The sequence below is a fragment of the Weeksella virosa DSM 16922 genome (assembly GCF_000189415.1).
Classification (GTDB): domain Bacteria; phylum Bacteroidota; class Bacteroidia; order Flavobacteriales; family Weeksellaceae; genus Weeksella; species Weeksella virosa.
Map to the genome: position 1 here is coordinate 1,705,419 of NC_015144.1, position 17,361 is coordinate 1,722,779.

At 36.0% G+C, this 17,361-nt stretch carries 10 protein-coding genes, 1 pseudogene and 1 riboswitch; of the genes and pseudogenes, 8 read left to right on the top strand and 3 right to left on the bottom strand.

Going from position 1 to position 17,361, the window contains the following annotated elements:
- Nucleotides 1-25: 25 nt before the first annotated feature.
- From WEEVI_RS08305 to WEEVI_RS08315, 3 genes and pseudogenes are all read right to left on the bottom strand, one after another.
- A complete protein-coding gene (locus tag WEEVI_RS08305; protein ID WP_013598701.1) occupies nt 26-685 on the bottom strand; it encodes a response regulator transcription factor in 660 nt (219 codons plus the stop codon).
- Entirely contained in the window at nt 682-1,578 is an 897-nt protein-coding gene (locus WEEVI_RS08310) for a diacylglycerol/lipid kinase family protein (RefSeq protein ID WP_013598702.1), read from the bottom strand. The genes WEEVI_RS08305 and WEEVI_RS08310 overlap by 4 nt, the downstream gene beginning before the upstream one ends.
- Nucleotides 1,568-2,563: pseudogene (locus WEEVI_RS08315) on the bottom strand (LTA synthase family protein); the annotation flags it as partial. The gene WEEVI_RS08310 and the pseudogene WEEVI_RS08315, both read right to left, overlap by 11 nt.
- Nucleotides 2,564-2,969: 406 nt before the next feature.
- Nucleotides 2,970-3,068, top strand: a riboswitch (purine riboswitch).
- A 73-nt stretch (nt 3,069-3,141) separates the two neighbouring features.
- Here WEEVI_RS08315 and WEEVI_RS08320 point away from each other — a divergent pair.
- From WEEVI_RS08320 to WEEVI_RS08355, 8 genes are all read left to right on the top strand, one after another.
- Nucleotides 3,142-6,852, top strand: a complete 3,711-nt coding sequence (locus tag WEEVI_RS08320; protein ID WP_013598703.1) for a phosphoribosylformylglycinamidine synthase — start codon at nt 3,142-3,144, stop codon at nt 6,850-6,852.
- Nucleotides 6,853-7,007: 155 nt separating this feature from the next.
- Complete coding sequence (gene purC, locus WEEVI_RS08325; RefSeq protein WP_013598704.1) at nt 7,008-7,730, top strand: phosphoribosylaminoimidazolesuccinocarboxamide synthase; 723 nt, start codon at nt 7,008-7,010, stop codon at nt 7,728-7,730.
- 18 nt (nt 7,731-7,748) lie between these two features.
- Nucleotides 7,749-9,254 carry an amidophosphoribosyltransferase gene (purF, locus tag WEEVI_RS08330; protein ID WP_013598705.1) on the top strand — a complete coding sequence of 502 codons (1,506 nt, stop codon included), beginning with the start codon at nt 7,749-7,751 and terminating at the stop codon, nt 9,252-9,254.
- A 34-nt stretch (nt 9,255-9,288) separates the two neighbouring features.
- On the top strand, nt 9,289-10,281 hold the full coding sequence (gene purM, locus WEEVI_RS08335) for a phosphoribosylformylglycinamidine cyclo-ligase (protein ID WP_013598706.1): 993 nt from the start codon (nt 9,289-9,291) through the stop codon (nt 10,279-10,281).
- 199 nt (nt 10,282-10,480) lie between these two features.
- Nucleotides 10,481-12,160, top strand: a complete 1,680-nt coding sequence (locus WEEVI_RS08340) for a DEAD/DEAH box helicase (RefSeq protein ID WP_013598707.1) — start codon at nt 10,481-10,483, stop codon at nt 12,158-12,160.
- A 133-nt stretch (nt 12,161-12,293) separates the two neighbouring features.
- Complete coding sequence (locus WEEVI_RS08345) at nt 12,294-12,917, top strand: L-threonylcarbamoyladenylate synthase (protein ID WP_013598708.1); 624 nt, start codon at nt 12,294-12,296, stop codon at nt 12,915-12,917.
- A 12-nt stretch (nt 12,918-12,929) separates the two neighbouring features.
- Nucleotides 12,930-13,688 carry a peroxide stress protein YaaA gene (gene yaaA, locus WEEVI_RS08350; RefSeq protein WP_013598709.1) on the top strand — a complete coding sequence of 253 codons (759 nt, stop codon included), beginning with the start codon at nt 12,930-12,932 and terminating at the stop codon, nt 13,686-13,688.
- Between the two features lie 77 nt (nt 13,689-13,765).
- Entirely contained in the window at nt 13,766-17,356 is a 3,591-nt protein-coding gene (locus WEEVI_RS08355) for a ShlB/FhaC/HecB family hemolysin secretion/activation protein (protein ID WP_013598710.1), read from the top strand.
- Nucleotides 17,357-17,361 lie beyond the last annotated feature (5 nt).

Below are 17,361 nucleotides of genomic sequence, written 5' to 3' on the forward strand. Positions count from 1 at the left end.
TCTCAAAAATCGCTACTCATAAATCCTACTCCACGAATGGTTCGCAGCCGAGGATCATCTTTTTTAGGTTCAATTTTTTTCGGATTGCATTCACAAAAACGTCGGTTACACTGCTGTCGTAATCAAAATGAATATCCCAAACATTTTCTAGAATTTCTTTTCGGGTACAAGCACGATTTTTATGTATGAAAAGATACTGTAATAATTCGTATTCTTTGTGGGTAAGATCAATTAATTCTTGGTTAGAATAAACATGATGCGTTTGTTGATCAAGCGCTATCGAACCAAATTGCAAGCGGTTTTGGTAAGATGAAGCACGTAAATAAACCCGAATTCGTGCCACCAATTCATTAAAATCAAAAGGTTTTTTTAGGTAATCATTTGCGCCAGCATGTAAACCTTCAATCGTGTCTTGTACGGTATCTTTGGCTGTGATAAAAATTATCGGCGTATTTTGATTGATGTTTTCTGTATTTCTTATTGTTTTGCAAACTTCTAAACCCGAAATATCCAAAATCATCCAATCCAGTAAAATCACATCAAAAAGAGATTCTTGTGCTTTTTTTATTGCCTCCAAACCACTGAAACAATGCGTCGTTTGCATACTTTCTTCTTGCAAACCTTGAATCATAAAATTGGCGATTCCAACCTCATCTTCTACCAATAATATTGTGGTGTTCTTCATGATAATTTTTTAGGTAAGATGACTTTCAATGCTTCTGGTGCTACGGAAATAGAAATTTTATTGGTCGGAAAAATTACTGCTTCACCATCGATTTGAGCCAATATTTCTGATTCGTCTGTGATAATTTCGAGTTGTTGAATCGTTTGTTGTGATACTTGTTTCATCTTATCTAAACGGCGCGTAAGTACATGCAAAGAAAAGAGAATTTGCTCGAAAAAGTTGAGTTTTTTCACTTCTAAAAAATTCAATTGATGATCGTTTATTTTGGCATCGGGTGTAAAAGAAATGCCATACCCTGCTTCATTAGAATTTGAACAAAACAGAAAAAAATAGTCTTGTTCTTTGTTTGTTTGCTGATTGATACAGGTATGAAATTTTTTCGCACGATATTTCAGTAAAGCTTTACAACTTGCAAGAGTATATCCAAGAAAATTTCGGGTTGTTTTTTTACTGTATTGATGAATTACAGCCGCATCGATACCGAATCCGATATTACTGAAAAAATAGTAATCGTTTACTTTTCCTACATCGATTGGCATGGTAAATTGTTGTAAAATTACCTCAAAAGCTTGAAGGTTATTTTTCGGAATATCTAAATGAGAAGCTAAACCATTTCCCGAACCGATCGGAATAATCCCTAACGGAATCCCAGTCCCAATCAAGGTTTGGGCAACTTCATTGATCGTTCCGTCGCCGCCACACGCAATAATTGTTTTTGGATTTTGATGAATGATTCGTTTGGCCAAATCAGTTGCATGTCCTTGATTTTGGGTGAAATGAATTTCAAAATCAATTGATTTTGTAGAAAAATAGCGATTAATTTTTCGAGCAAGTTGACGTCCTTTTCCTCTCCCTGAAATGGGGTTGACTAAAAAAACAAGACTATTTTTCATTCAATAAATGATTGCTAAATAAATAATCAGCAGTTTGATAATTTGATATTATCGATTTCTTAAAGTTCGGATTTATTTTCACTTCTTCCAAATCTTTATGATTCCAAATATATTGATTGCCTTTCTTTTGATCAGATAAAATAAAAACATCTTGTCCTTTTTTCATTCCGAGTTTTATGTAAGTGCCAACAAAAGAGCGAGGTTGATAAGTTTTGTCGAACACATCTTTTCCATAGAATTGGGAAACGTACGTCCAATTCAACATCGAAAATAATGTCGGGAAAATATCGATCTGAGAAACTTCTTGTGTAACATTTTGGTTGACATGTGAAGGTAAATTATAAATAAATGCCGCAATGTGATGGTTTTTCACATCAATCGCATCTTTAGCTGCGCTGCTTGCACAGTGGTCGGCAATAAAAATAAATACCGTATTGTGGAACCAAGGTTTTTGTTTGGTTTTTTGTAGAAAATCTCCTATCGCAAAATCGGCATATTTCACTGCGCCCTGTCTTCCGCTTCCTGAAGGAATGTCTATTTTTCCGGCTTCGTAAGTGTAGGGTTTATGATTGGAGGTCGTCATGACGGATGCAAAAAATGGTTGTTTTGTAGAATATTTTTCATCAGCAACTTTCAGTACTTTTCGATAAATATCGTCATCTGCAATTCCCCACGTATTCTCGAAGGTTACTTCGTCATCCTTAATTGTATAACGTTTGGTATTGATTTTATCACTCAAAATACTTCCTCGTCCACGATCATAAATATCAAAATTATTTACTCCAAAAAACGCATTCATATTATCAAAATAACCATCGTCACCATAAAAAAATAGATTCTGATAACCTTTATCTTTAAAAACAGAAGAAATCGTGTACAAGTTTTGGTTATCGACGCGTTTCACAATGCTGTTGCCCGGTGTCGGAGGAATCGAGAGTGTAACAGCTTCCATTCCCCGAACAGTTCTTGTTGTAGGAGAGTAGTAGAAAGTAAATGCTAAAAAACAAGGTGAAACAACTTGCTACAGCAACATCGTACAACAATCCAAAAAATAAAGTAGGAAGAACGGAAGTCAAATGCCAATCGAAATCTTGGTAAACCCAAATAGCAAAAATTATTCGGATTAGAAAAGATAAAGAAATAAATAAAAGACTGAAGAACAGGACTATGCTGTATCGGTTATCGAAGCATTTTTTCATGAGTATTGAGGTTAAAATTCCTCTCAAAAGTAAGCAGGTAGGATGATTTAAGAAAGAGGAAAAGTTAGTCTTAAGCAAATCTTAAGTTTCGAGAAAACGAATGTTGAAAAGATTCATGATTAAAAAGATTTAATGATTTGATAATTTTAATATTCTTTGTAATTTTGTACCACCTTAACGTAAAGGAAATAGTTACATTTAGTTTACAACATTTGTATAGCTCATAATATGGTTGAGTGTTTCTACGGCAGACCTTAATAAATTGCCACTACAAATGATTTTTTTAGAACAAAATCTAAAAACATTGTTTGTTTTATAAGCCATACAAGTTGTAGAAAAGTTTCACAAGAAGTGCCAACAGACAATGAATCAAAGACTCTTCATTCAGAAAAAATCAGAATTTGACGTTATCAGTCAAAAAACAACGATAGAACTACAGAACCTTGTCCCACATGCAGTGTGCAAGGTTTTTGTTATTTACGATTTATTCGGAATCGATGAAAATCAGTTAGCCAAAGTGCAAAATACAATTTTTGTAGATCCGGTTACCGATATTTTATATACGCATTATGAGGATGCAATTGTTGAAAATTTTCCGTACTCAAAAAACTTTTTTGCAACCGAATTTCTTCCAGGTCAATACAATCAAAGAGATGATTCGGCAGAACAATGTTTATTATTGATGAATGTAGAAGGAGTTACGGTAAAATCAGGAATGTTGTATGTGTTTAATGGAGAACTTACCAATGAAGAACTGCTGAAGTTAAAAGAGTATTTGATAAATCCGATTGAATCTCGAGAAAAAGATTTGTCTATAATGGAAATTCCGTCGTATCCTACTGCAACCGAAGTTCCTGTAATAGAAGGTTTTGTAGAGGCAGATGAATCAAAGCTGAAAAAAATTTATGCAGATTTCGGATTGTCCTTAGAAATGGATGACCTGAAATTCATCCAAGAGTATTTCCAGTCCATTAAGCGTAATCCTACCGAAACAGAACTAAAAGTTTTGGATACCTATTGGTCAGACCATTGTCGACACACCACTTTCGAAACCGAAATAACCGAGGTAGACTTTCAGTCGAAATTCAATACAACCCTTCAAAAAACATTCGAATATTATCAAAAAATTCGGCAAGAATTAGGAACCACAAAACCTATCCGTTTAATGGATTTGGCCACCGTTATGGGGAAATATTTATCGCGCACCGGTGTGGTGAAAAATATAGATGTTTCAGAAGAAATCAACGCTTGTTCGATTGTAGTGCCAATAGATATCGATGGTGAAGAAGAAGAATGGTTGCTACAATTCAAGAACGAAACCCATAACCATCCTACCGAAGTAGAACCCTATGGAGGGGCTTCTACCTGTGTTGGTGGCGCTATTCGCGACCCTTTAAGCGGTCGATCGTATGTGTTTCAGGCGATGAGAATATCAGGAGCAGCCAATCCGTTAGAAAAAATAGATAATACATTACCCGGAAAATTGCCACAACGCAAAATTTCTAAAGAAGCCGCAAATGGATATAGTTCTTATGGAAATCAGATAGGATTAGCGACAACATTTGTGAAAGAAATATACGACGAAGGTTATAAAGCAAAACGTATGGAGGTCGGTTTTGTGGCAGGAGCTGTAAAAAAAGAGTATGTTCGGAGGGAAGAGCCAGTCGCTGGCGATAAAATTATTTTGTTAGGAGGCGCTACCGGACGCGATGGAGTAGGCGGTGCATCAGGCTCATCAAAAACGCATGACGGTCTCGATTTGGATGATCTTTCGGCAGAAGTGCAAAAAGGAAATGCAATAGTAGAGCGTAAAATTCAGCGTTTATTCCGTAATCCAGAAGTGTTAAAATTAATCAAGAAATGTAACGACTTTGGTGCAGGTGGGGTTTCGGTTGCAATTGGTGAAATCGCTCGCGGTATTTACATCGATTTAGATAAAGTTCCTTTGAAATATGCAGGACTTAACGGAACCGAATTAGCCATCTCAGAATCTCAAGAACGTATGGCCGTTGCCGTAGAAGCCAAAGATGTAGATACATTTATAGCTTTGGCAAAAGAAGAAAACTTAGATGCAACTTGCGTAGCCGATGTTACCGATGATGAGACGATGACTTTGGTTTGGAGAGGAAAGAAAATAGTAGAAATTGATCGAAAATTTCTCGATACCAACGGAGTTCGTAAGCAAGCAAAAGTCATAGTGACGGATGAAGAATATCCGAATCCGTTCGAACAAAAAGAATTTAATAAAGAACAATTTATACAAATGATGCAAGAGTTGAATCATGCATCACAGAAAGGAATGGTCGAGATGTTTGATAACAATGTCGGACGCTCAACAGTTCTCAATGCTTTTGGAGGAAAAACAATGGATACTCCCGAAGATGTTTCGGTGCAAAAGTTTCCTGCAAATGGCTTTACCACAAGTGTTTCTATGGCAGCTTTTGGTTACAATCCAAAACTTAGTCGTTGGTCGAATTATCACGGAGCCTATTTTGCAGTAATCGATTCGATAACAAAATTGGTTGCGGCAGGAGCAAATTATACCGATATTCGATTAACATTCCAAGAATATTTCGAGCGTTTACGAGAAGAAGCTACCCGCTGGGGGAAACCTTTTGCAGCTTTGCTAGGTACCATCGAAGCACAAAGACAATTTGGTACACCTGCCATCGGTGGTAAAGATTCGATGTCGGGGTCATATCAAGATATAGATGTTCCGCCAACCTTAATATCTTTTGCTGTTGCCCCTTCTAAATTAGAAAAAGTTGTGCAAGGAACATTGGCAAAAACCGATTCTTTGCTATCGATTTTTATACCAAAACAAACAGAAGATTATTTGTTAGAGGAAGCAAATACAAAAGCAATTTTCAGTTTCATTCATCAATTAGATCGAGAGAATGTTCGCTCTATGATGACCGTAAAATTGGGTGGAATTGCCGAAACGCTTGCCAATATGGCATTTGGTAATGAGATTGGAGTTCAACTGAATACTTCGCTCGAGCTTGCTCGTTATTATCCAGGTGCAATTATCATCGAACATGAAAATGAAATCGAGGTTCCATCAGAAATCAACGCTAATTATTTTACAATCGGAAAAACGCAAACTGAAACAGTTTTAGAATTTAATGATGATAAAATTGATCTTTTGGATCTGAAATCGAAATGGAAATCGACTTTCGAGCCATTGTTTCCTTCGACCATCGAACCAAAAAATAAAGTAGTTGACCAACCGCTTAAAGCAGAGCAAATTTGTTTCGCTTATCCGAGTCATAAAGTAGAAAAACCAAGAGTTTTTATACCTGTTTTTCCTGGAACCAATTCAGAGTACGATTCGGCCAAGGCATTCGAAAGAGAAGGTGCAAAGGTAGTTTCTGTTCCCTTCAGAAATCTTAGCAAAGAAACTATTGCAGAGTCGGTGAAAGTCTATGTAGACGAAATAAACAAAGCAAATATTTTCTTCATTCCTGGTGGATTTTCAGCGGCAGATGAACCAGATGGTTCAGGGAAATTTATCGCAACGGTTCTCCGAAATGAAGAAATAAAAAAAGCAATTCACAACTTACTCGATCGTGATGGATTGATTTTGGGAATCTGTAACGGATTTCAGGCACTCATCAAATCTGGACTTTTACCTTTCGGGCGACTACAAAACTTAGAAGTAGATATGCCTACTTTAACGTTTAATGAAATCGGACGACATGTGTCGCAATTGGCAAAAGTACGTGTAAACAAATCACATTCTCCTTGGTTGAAAGGAATGGGCGGACAAGAATATTGGGTGCCAATTTCGCATAGCGAAGGTCGTTTTGTTGCCAATGAAAAAGCATTGAATTTACTGATAGAAAAAGGACAAATCGCTACACAATATGTAGATTTAGAAAGTAATTTAGCCAGTAAAATGCCATACAATCCTAATGGTTCTACCTTTGCTGTCGAAGGAATTGTATCTCCTTGTGGTAAGATTTATGGTAGAATGGGGCATCCGGAACGATATGAAGAAGGCTTGTTCAAAAACATACCCGACTCTTCTTATATGAATATATTCAAGAATGCAGTAGATTATTTTAAAGGATAAGAAAAGGTAGAAGGAAAATCCCTACAAAAATAATATCGTTTCTATCCTAAAACTAGTAAATTAGAACAAACAACAAACAATAACAAACACCCGAAATGAACATTTTCATTTCAAACAAAACAAAAAAACAAGGTTTTTAATTACAAACAACACCCATGAGCTTAACAAAAAAAGACTTCATTTACGAAGGAAAAGCCAAACAAGTCTATGCAACAGAAGAAGCAGACAAAGTAATTGTTTATTACAAAGACGATGCAACTGCTTTTAATGCACAGAAAAGAGGAACGGTGAAAGATAAAGGCGAAATGAACAATAAAATTTCGACGCTTATTTTTCATTATTTAATGAATAAAGGAATTCCTACCCATTTTATCGAACAGTTGAATGATCGCGAACAATTGGTGAAAAAAGTATCAATCATTCCATTAGAAATGGTTGTGCGTAACTACGTAGCTGGTTCTATGGCGCAGCGACTTGGGTTAGAAGAAGGAGCGAAATCCCCGATAACCATTTTCGACTTATGTTATAAAAAAGATGAATTGGGAGATCCACTTATCAACGATCATCATGCAGTTTTATTAGGAGCTGCGACCTATGATGAATTAGAAGAGCTGTATAAATTAACCGATAAAATAAACGAAGCACTAAAAGAACTTTTCTTAGAAGCTGGTTTGATTTTGGCAGATTTCAAGATAGAATTCGGTAAAGATGCAGAAGGCAATATTATTTTAGCTGATGAAATATCTCCAGACACTTGTCGTTTATGGGATGTAGAAACAGGTAAGAAATTAGACAAAGATCGTTTTCGTAGAGATTTGGGCGATGTCTCAGAAGCTTATCATGAAGTGTATAACCGTTTATCGGCAATATTAAAATAACCTTTCTGTCTCGAGAGAATGATCGATAAGAATTTTTACAAAAAACAGCTAAAAGATTTCTATACTTTTGATTTTTATCAACGTAACCTGCTAAAAAAATATGCATCGGATACAGTAGATAGTATGAATGAAGAGTGTGGAATTTTCGGAGTATACTCTCCAAATCCGATTAACACTTACTCAATCACACAATTTGGGTTGTTTGCTTTGCAACACCGAGGACAAGAAGCTTGTGGAGTGTCTTTTCTGAAAGATGGAAACATAAAAACCGTTAAGAAAACAGGTTTAGTTTTGGATGTTTTCAAAACCATGGAGGCTGAAATCGAAGAATATCAAGGTAATGCAGCAATTGGTCATACCCGCTATACTACAGCTGGTGGAGGAAGTAGACGTAACATACAACCTTTGTATACCTACAACATTTATGGGAAGCCACATTTCTCGATTGCACACAATGGAAATTTGATTGAAGTAGACAAGCTGAGAGCTGAACTCGAAGCCGAAGGTTTACCATTTCTAGCAACCTCAGACACCGAAGTACTCTTACGATCTATACAAAAATACTCTAATCTAAATTTAGTAGAAGCCATCCAAAAAGGAACCGAAAAAGTAAAAGGAGCTTACTCGGTTCTGTTATTGACCAACAACCAAATGGCTGCATTTCGTGATCCGAATGGTATTCGACCTTTATCGATGGGTAAACTGAATGATGCGTATATTTTCTGCTCAGAAACCTGTGCCTTGGATGCGGTAGGAGCCGAATTTATTCGTTCGGTAGAACCTGGCGAAATAGTTATCGTAAACGAAAAAGGCGTACATTCATATTGGCTAAAACAAAATAAAGAACAACGTGTTTGTGCGTTCGAATACATTTATTTTGCTCGTCCAGACTCTAATATACAAGGCAAAGAAATCTATGATCTGCGCGTAGACTCTGGTCGGAAACTATTCGAACAATCGCCTGTTGATGCAGATTTGGTGATTGGTGTTCCCGATTCAGGAATCCCATCAGCCATTGGCTACTCCGAAGCATCAGGAATCCCGTACGAACCAATTTTGGTGAAAAACAGATATATGTCGCGCTCGTTTATTGTTCCATCCCAAGAAATGCGCGAACGAATTGTAAACCTGAAACTGAATCCTATCAAGAATAAAATTAAAGGTAAACGTTTGGTGGTTCTAGATGATTCTATTGTTCGCGGAACAACATCCAAACTTTTGATAAAAATTCTTAAAGAAGCAGGAGCCAAAGAAATCCATTTCCGTTCAGCTTCACCACCAATTATTGCTCCTTGTTACCTAGGGATCGATATGCCTTCTAAGACCGATCTGATTTCTGGAAATAAGACTATAAAAGAAGTAGAAGAATATTTGCAAGTAGATTCACTAGATTTTCTTACGGTAAAAAATCTGATGGAATTGTTAGGAAGTGATGAACATTGCTTTGGATGTTTTACCGAAAAATATCCAGTCAACTATTCGATAGAAGAAGAAACTGAAAATAAAACTTTGCATATTGATTAATGTGCAGCATCCAATCAAAAAAAAAATAGAAAAAATGAGTAATACCTATAAACAAGCAGGCGTTGATAAAGAAGAAGGTTACCAAACAGTCTCGAAAATAAAAGATGTCGTTGCAGCTACCCATAACGAAAATGTCTTGAATGGTTTGGGAAGCTTTGGTGCTTTTTATCAACTAAGCGGATATAAAAATCCTGTTTTGGTGTCAGGGACCGATGGAGTAGGAACCAAATTGCGCATCGCATTAGACTCGAAAATCTATAATACCGTCGGCATCGATTGCTTTGCTATGTGTGCAAACGATATTTTATGCCATGGAGCAAAACCTTTGTTCTTTTTGGATTATCTAGCATGCGGAAAATTAGATTCTGATATTGCTGCAGAAATTGTAGGAGGAATTGCTCGTGCTTGTAAAGAAACAGGAACTGCGCTTATCGGTGGCGAAACAGCAGAAATGCCCGGAATGTACCAAATAGGAGATTATGATGTGGCCGGTTTTTGTGTAGGAGTTGTCGAACGAGACGAAATTATAGACGGTACGAAAATACAAGTCGGCCAAAAAATAGTAGCCTTACCATCAAGTGGATTTCACTCGAATGGTTTTTCATTGATAAGAAAAATTTTTCGCGATTTCAATGAAGAATTTGAAGGTAAACCGTTGTATGAAACTTTGTTGGTACCAACAAAATTATACCAGAACGATATCTTCAAAATAAAAGATGCTGGAATCGAAATGACCGGAATTGCTCATATTACCGGAGGAGGATTGATAGAAAATGTACCTAGAATCCTGAGCCAAGGATTAACTGCTGTAATAGATAAATCGAGAATTAACGTACCAACCGTTATGCAAGAATTAGCAAAACGCGGTAATATTGCAGAAGATGAAATGTTCGGAACGTTTAATATGGGCGTTGGAATGGTGGTGATTGTTGAAGAAAAAGACGCAGAAAAAATAACAAGTTTAATCGATAATAGTTCAATTATCGGAGAGATTACCGAAGGAAACCAAGGAATTATTTTGAAATAAGAAATTCCTCAAAAAAAATATAAAAACCGTATAAGATTTAATCTTTTACGGTTTTTTTGTTTCAACAAACGTATAGTTACCACAATGAAACAAGGAAGAATTCGTATAGCTTTTTCATTATTTCAGATGGCTTTTACATCCTAGTTTTCTTCTTATCTTTGTTATTCATCCAAAAAAAAACTAAACTTCTAAAAAGAAAATGAAGCAATCGAAGGCCTTGGCAATCCTAAAATCTGGTAGAAATGTTTTCTTAACAGGCTCTGCAGGTGCCGGGAAAACATACGTCCTTAATCAGTACATCGATTATCTAAAAAAACATGGAGTAGGAGTAGCAGTTACTGCTTCTACAGGGATTGCAGCCACTCACATGAACGGGCAAACGATTCATTCTTGGGCTGGAATTGGCATTCGAGATTATGTAAGTGATCGGTATTTGACATCGTTACGAGAAAAAAAATATTTCAGAGATAAAATGGAAAAAGTTAAAGTTCTTATTATCGATGAAATATCGATGTTGCACAGAAATCAGCTCGATGCTGTAGATTATGTGCTAAAGTTTTTCAAACAAAATGAAGAGCCCTTCGGAGGTATACAAGTTGTTTTTTCGGGTGATTTTTTTCAGTTACCGCCAATTGGTGAAGAATGGGAAGAATCTAGAGATAAATTCTGTTTCATGTCGGATGCATGGGTAAACTCTAATGTGCATGTATGCTATCTCACAGAACAATATCGACAGACGAATAACGAGTTGAATGATATTCTGAATGAAATCCGCTCTGGAATTATTACTCAAAATACATACGATTTATTGGAGTCTAGAATCCTTTATTTTGCCGATGAAATCGAATCTCAAACACGTTTGTTTACTCACAATATAGATGTAGATCGACTAAATAAAGGCTTGTTAATGAATATAGATTCATCTTCTAGAATTTTCGAAGCCAAAGTTTCTGGCAATCCAACATTAATAGAAGTACTAAAAAAATCGGTACTTGCAGATGAAATTCTCGAACTGAAAATTGGTGCAAAAGTAATGTTCGTGAGAAATAATTTCGATGTTGGTTTTGTAAATGGCACTTTAGGGTATGTAAGTGGCTATACCGAAAAAAACGATCCGATTGTCAAAACTTTAGACAACGAATTCTTGATCGCAAAACCCGAAACTTGGGCAATAGAAGACGAACACGGGAAAGCTTTGGCATCGTTTACACAAATACCTCTTCGCTTGGCATGGGCGATAACCATTCACAAATCACAAGGGATGACACTCGATTCTGCTTATATAGATCTTTCTAAGGCATTCGAAAAAGGACAAGGTTATGTGGCACTTTCTCGCTTACGAGATTTACAATCTTTGCATTTGCATGGTCTAAATGAAACAGCATTGCAAATAGACTCACTGGCAATGAAAGCCGACAAACGGTTTCAGGAACTTTCTGCACATATCAACCAACAATTAGACGAAGAATCTCTCAAAGAAACTTGGGCTAGATGCATACGTCGTTTCGGAGGAACGTTTGATAAAAAACAAATAAATAAAAATTTAGAAAAACTGAACAAAGCCAAAAAAGAGCCTAAAAAATCAACAATTCTTATCACACTAGACTTAGTGAATGAAGGATTGAGTATTGATGAAATAGCCGATAAAAGAGGACTTACCAGTTCGTCGATTGTTGATCACCTTACCAAACTAAAAGAAACAGGAGCCGAATTTGATTTGAAGCGTTTCCGACCCGAACAATCGATCATAGAAAAAGTGCGTTATGCGTACAGTGAAATTGAGTTTGAAGAAAATAAAATCCTCAAACCTATTTACGACTATTTGCAGGGTGAACTCACGTATGAAGACATAAAAAAAGCACTCTTATTTATAGAATAGTCAAAAATGAGAAAAGACTCCTCAGAAAGAATATTCTACCGAAAATTAATAAAAATAGAGGTGTAAAAGTACATTAGGCAAATGTTTAATTTTTTCCGAAGATTCTCATTATCTTTGTGTAAATCCTTTTACTATGGCTAAACTAATCCGAATACATCCAGACAATCCACAAGAAAAAGCAATCGATCAAGTGGTCGAAGTCCTAAAACAAGGAGGATTAATAATCTACCCTTCCGATACGGTTTATGGTTTAGGATGTGATATTACGAATTACAAAGCCATGGAAAACTTGGCACGATTGAAAGGAGTGAAACTTGATAAATCCCAATTTTCTATAGTTTGTAATGATTTGAGTCATCTTTCAAACTTCACCCGACCAATATCCAACTCAACTTTCAAAGTCCTTAAAAGGGCATTGCCTGGCCCATTTACATTTGTTTTGCAAGCTTCGGGAAATTTACCTTTGGCTTATAAAGGGAAAAAAACCGTAGGAATTCGAGTGCCTGACCATTTGGTGCCTAGAAGAATTGTCGAAAAATTAGGGAATCCAATAGCCTCAACATCCATTTATGATGAAGATGAAATTCTAGAATATACAACCGACCCAGAGCTTATTGCAGAGAAATGGGACAAATTGGTCGATGTTGTAATCGATAGTGGTTATGGTGATAATGTAGCTTCAAGTATTATCGATGCAACAGAAAATGAAATGGTTATTTTGCGCGAAGGCAAAGGCGATATTAATGAATTTTTATAAGAAAACTTTAGCATGAAAATACTGATTTCACCTGCGAAATTGATGGATATTAATCCAAAATCGGTTTGGAAAAAATCTACACATCCTCAATTTTTAGAAACTTCTGAAAAAATTATGCAGGAGCTACGAAATAAAAATGTACAAGAACTACAAAACCTGATGAAAATCTCTACCAATTTAGCAGAGATCAACGTAGAACGTAATCTGGTATGGACAGCCCAACCCAATGATAAACAAACAACTCAAGCAATAACTGCCTTTGCAGGTGAAGTTTATCGAGGAATAAAACCAGAAGAACTATCTACAGAAGGACAGAAATATTTGGATAAAAATTTATTTATTTTATCGGGTTTGTATGGATTATTGCGCCCTTCGGATCAGATAATGTTGTATCGATTAGAAATGGGCACTAAACTTCCTGTAGAAAAATCTAAAGATTTGTGCGAAATTTGGCGAGCACAATTAACAGAATACGTTAATAATCATACCCAAAAAGACGAAACCATAATCAATTTAGCAAGCAATGAATATGTGAAAGCATTGGACAAGAAAAAGCTAAACTCACCATTGATCGAAATAGATTTTATGGATTTCAAGGACGGAAAATTGAAAAAGATTATGATGTATTTCAAACATGCACGTGGTGAAATGGTGCGTTGGTGTGCAGAACATCAATGCAAAGAAATAGAAGAACTGAAAAATTTTGATGGAATGGGGTATCAGTTCGATGCCAATCTTTCGACCGATAAACGATTGGTTTATACAAGATAACTAGATAAATATACCCTCAAAAATAGATTAAATATCCATACTTTCCCATTATCTTTGTGCAGAAATAGAGCAAAGGAATGGGAAAGAAAAACCGCTTTTATAAGCAAGTTTCATATACAACTATGCTTGCGTTGCTTGCAACAGTTGTTTTCTTCTCTTGTGCAACGCATACTGCACAAAGAGGAAAAAATATAACTACCAATACAGTTAAGATAAACTCGGATGTTGTCCACTCTTTTTATTTGTTCGGAGACACCCATGGACTTGAAAAGAATTCTAATCAATATCAAGCAATTGAAAACGAACTAAAGAAAGCACCGAAAAACAGCAGTATTTTTTGGCTAGGAAACAATGCCAAGGCTGAAGTTTTAGGGAGTTTGAAAAAAGCAACAACTGCCAAAAACTATATTTTCAATGGTGAAAATGAATGGAAAGCAGGTTACGATTCGTTGATGATTAGAGAAACTTCTTATAGAAAAAAATCTATTCAGGTTCTTCCTTCTAAAATTTGCGCTATAGAAACGCTAGAAGTTAACGATTCGTTGGCTGTTTTGGCTATTGATAGTGAATGGTTCTTGGAAGATTGGAGCGATCATCCAAAAGCTACCGAAAATTGTCCTATTCAGACACGGGAATTGTTCTTTACCGAATTGCAAAATAAACTAAACGATTATCAAAATAGAATAACAATTATTGCGATGCATCATCCAGTGATTTCTAATGGGAAACATGGCGGTAAGTTTTCGGTACAAGATCAATTATTTCCTATCGAAAATAGAATCCCGATGCCCGTTATTGGATCCTTTGTCAATTTGGTTCGAGCTACTACCGGGCTTACCAGTCAAGATTTACAAAGCCATCGATACCGAGATTTTACCCAACGTGTTTCTACCATAATCGGGAAACGAGAAAATGTTCTGATTTTTTCTGCTCACGATCGGAGTTTACAATACCTACAGGATGGGAATGTACGGCAAATAATTAGTGGAGCTTCGGTGAAGGCAACTGCTGCAAAAATAGCCGGAGAAAATGACTATTCTAATGGGAAGAAAGGCTTTGCTAAAGTAAAAGTGTATGCGAATGGAGCTTCTGACGTGGAGTTTTTCAACTGGGAAAATGGACAAGCTGTATGGGTACACACTCAAGAAATGACTACACCGCGCAAAGAATATTTAGCAAAAGTGTATGATAAAAACATTCCGAAAGAAAAAGTCGTGAGTGTAGTCGATCAGAAAAATCTGAAGAAATCACAAACATATGAAACCTTTTTCGGAAAACATTATCGGTCGGTATTTGGTATAGAGTTCCCCGTAGAGACACTCGATTTGCAGAAAAGAAACATCAGACCTATCCGAGAAAATATCAATTTGCAAACCATAAATTTACGTTTACAAGATAATGAAAATGCATTTGTGATGATTCCTGTGCGTAAAAGTGCAACACAATTAATCCAATCCATTGCTTATAAAAATGAATATGTAGCAAATGATTTCGAGAATACATTTACCGAAAAATTCCTCAATGATTTCCAGACAACTCAACATCCTTTTTATCCTCTAATTGTACCCAATATTGCACAATTAGTCAAAGTAAATCAATTAAAATCGACATTGTATTATGTTCCAAAGCAAGAACTTCTCAAAGAATATAATGAGAATTTTGGTGATGAAATTTATTTTCTAGAGCAATATCCTGTAGTAAAAGACACACTGTCAGATTTTACAACAACCGAAGAAGTGTTGAGAAAAATCGTTGAAAATAAACATCAAAAAATTGATCGAGAACAATATATCCGAGCTCGTTTATTAGACATGCTTATTGGTGATTGGAATCGTAATGAAGCACAATGGACTTGGAGAAAATCTATCCAAGGCCAGGATACCATATATACACCCTATAGTAAAACGCGAGAATTTATTTTCCCGAAATACGATGGGCTGTTTTTTAATTTGCTGATGCGTTTGGCACCTTTCCGTCATATGGAAAATTATAAAAATCAGATAAGAAGTGTAAAGTGGTTCAATAAAATTGCTTATCCGATCGATATGGCTTTATTGCAAAATACAACCGAAGAGGAATGGCAAAAACAGGCAGACTATTTGCAAAATACAATTAATAAAGAAAACTTAGAGAAAGCGTTTGCTCAATTACCAAAAAAAGTTCAATCGAAGATAGATTATCAAATCATCGAAACCATTTTAGAACGCAAAGAAAAGTTACCTGAATATGCGTCCGAGTATCAAAAAGTACTCGATAAATTGGTCATCCTGAAAGGAACAAACAAAGATGAAAAGTTTTTGGTAGAACGACTTCCAAAAGGTGAAACAAAAGTTTTGATACTCGATAAAGAAAATAATGAAACACTTTTCGAGCGAGTTTTTGATAGAAAAAACACCAAAGAAATCCGCCTTTACGGAATGAATGGCAATGATGATTTTCTACAAAAAGGCAAAGGTAGTAATTTGATTAAAGTGAGAATGATCGGAGGTGTAGACGATGATACGTATCAAATAAATACTCGCCAAAAAATAAAAGTGTATGATGATAAGAGCAACAAAGACTTGTCTGGTTTGTATATGTATGATGATTATGAAATCAATACCTACGATTATAAAAAACCAAAATACAATACATTTTCTGTAGTACCGAATGCAGGCTATAACCCCGATGATGGCGTAAAATTAGGATTGATAGGAAATTACACCATTAACGGTTTCGACCGGAAACCGTACTCACAAAAACATCAACTACAATTCGACTATTTCTTTGCTACAGATGCCTTTGATGTCAAATATAAAGGGACTTTTATGAAGGCAATAGGTAAATGGAATTTCGATGTCAATGCATCGTATACATCACCAAGCTTTGTAAATAATTATTTTGGGATGGGAAATGAAACGATCAACTATCAAAAAGAGCACGATATGGATTATAATCGAGTTCGAATGCAAACTTACAAGCTAGGACCTTCATTTTTCAAGATTTTCAACAATACTGGACGACTAGATTTTTTTGCCAATTACCGATATGCAAAAGTTGAAAGAAACTTAGACCGCATCGTGAACGATGATCCTTCGGTTCATTACCGTGTATTCAATGGCCAAAACTTTGGCGAGATAGGAGCAAGTTATCTATTCAGAAACTACGACAATCTTTCTCTACCAACGATGGGATTCACGTTTTCTTTCTTGGCAAAATGGGTGAATAACCTAGATTATTTAGAGCGTAACTTTCAATACATAGAAGCCAATATTGGATTCACACATAAACTCATCAACAACGGACGGCTTACTCTTGCATCTATGGTAAAAGGGAAAGCACTTTTTGGTGATGGTTACGAGTTTTACCAAGCGACAAATATCGGTGGCGACCAAGATTTACGAGGATATCGAACAGGTCGTTTTACTGGTGAACAAGCCTTTGTACACTCAACAGACCTACGGTATAATCTTACAAAAGTAAAAACATTTATTCCTTTGCAAATAGGTGTTTTTACTGGTTTTGATTACGGAAGAATTTGGATGAAAGATGAAAATTCTACCAAATGGCACAATGCCCTAGGTGGAGGAATTTGGATAAACGGTGCACGAGCAATCACAGGGACTTTATCTTTTTTCAAAGGAGAAGATCCTGGGCGTGTAGTTTTCGGGCTCAATTTTGGTTTCTGATAATA

Coding starts and splice junctions, on each gene's coding strand:
- WEEVI_RS08305 (WP_013598701.1), bottom strand. CDS start 685: ATGAAGAACACCACAATATTATTGGTAGAAGATGAGGTTGGAATCGCC.
- WEEVI_RS08310 (WP_013598702.1), bottom strand. CDS start 1,578: ATGAAAAATAGTCTTGTTTTTTTAGTCAACCCCATTTCAGGGAGAGGA.
- WEEVI_RS08320 (WP_013598703.1), top strand. CDS start 3,142: ATGAATCAAAGACTCTTCATTCAGAAAAAATCAGAATTTGACGTTATC.
- purC (WP_013598704.1), top strand. CDS start 7,008: ATGAGCTTAACAAAAAAAGACTTCATTTACGAAGGAAAAGCCAAACAA.
- purF (WP_013598705.1), top strand. CDS start 7,749: ATGATCGATAAGAATTTTTACAAAAAACAGCTAAAAGATTTCTATACT.
- purM (WP_013598706.1), top strand. CDS start 9,289: ATGAGTAATACCTATAAACAAGCAGGCGTTGATAAAGAAGAAGGTTAC.
- WEEVI_RS08340 (WP_013598707.1), top strand. CDS start 10,481: ATGAAGCAATCGAAGGCCTTGGCAATCCTAAAATCTGGTAGAAATGTT.
- WEEVI_RS08345 (WP_013598708.1), top strand. CDS start 12,294: ATGGCTAAACTAATCCGAATACATCCAGACAATCCACAAGAAAAAGCA.
- yaaA (WP_013598709.1), top strand. CDS start 12,930: ATGAAAATACTGATTTCACCTGCGAAATTGATGGATATTAATCCAAAA.
- WEEVI_RS08355 (WP_013598710.1), top strand. CDS start 13,766: ATGGGAAAGAAAAACCGCTTTTATAAGCAAGTTTCATATACAACTATG.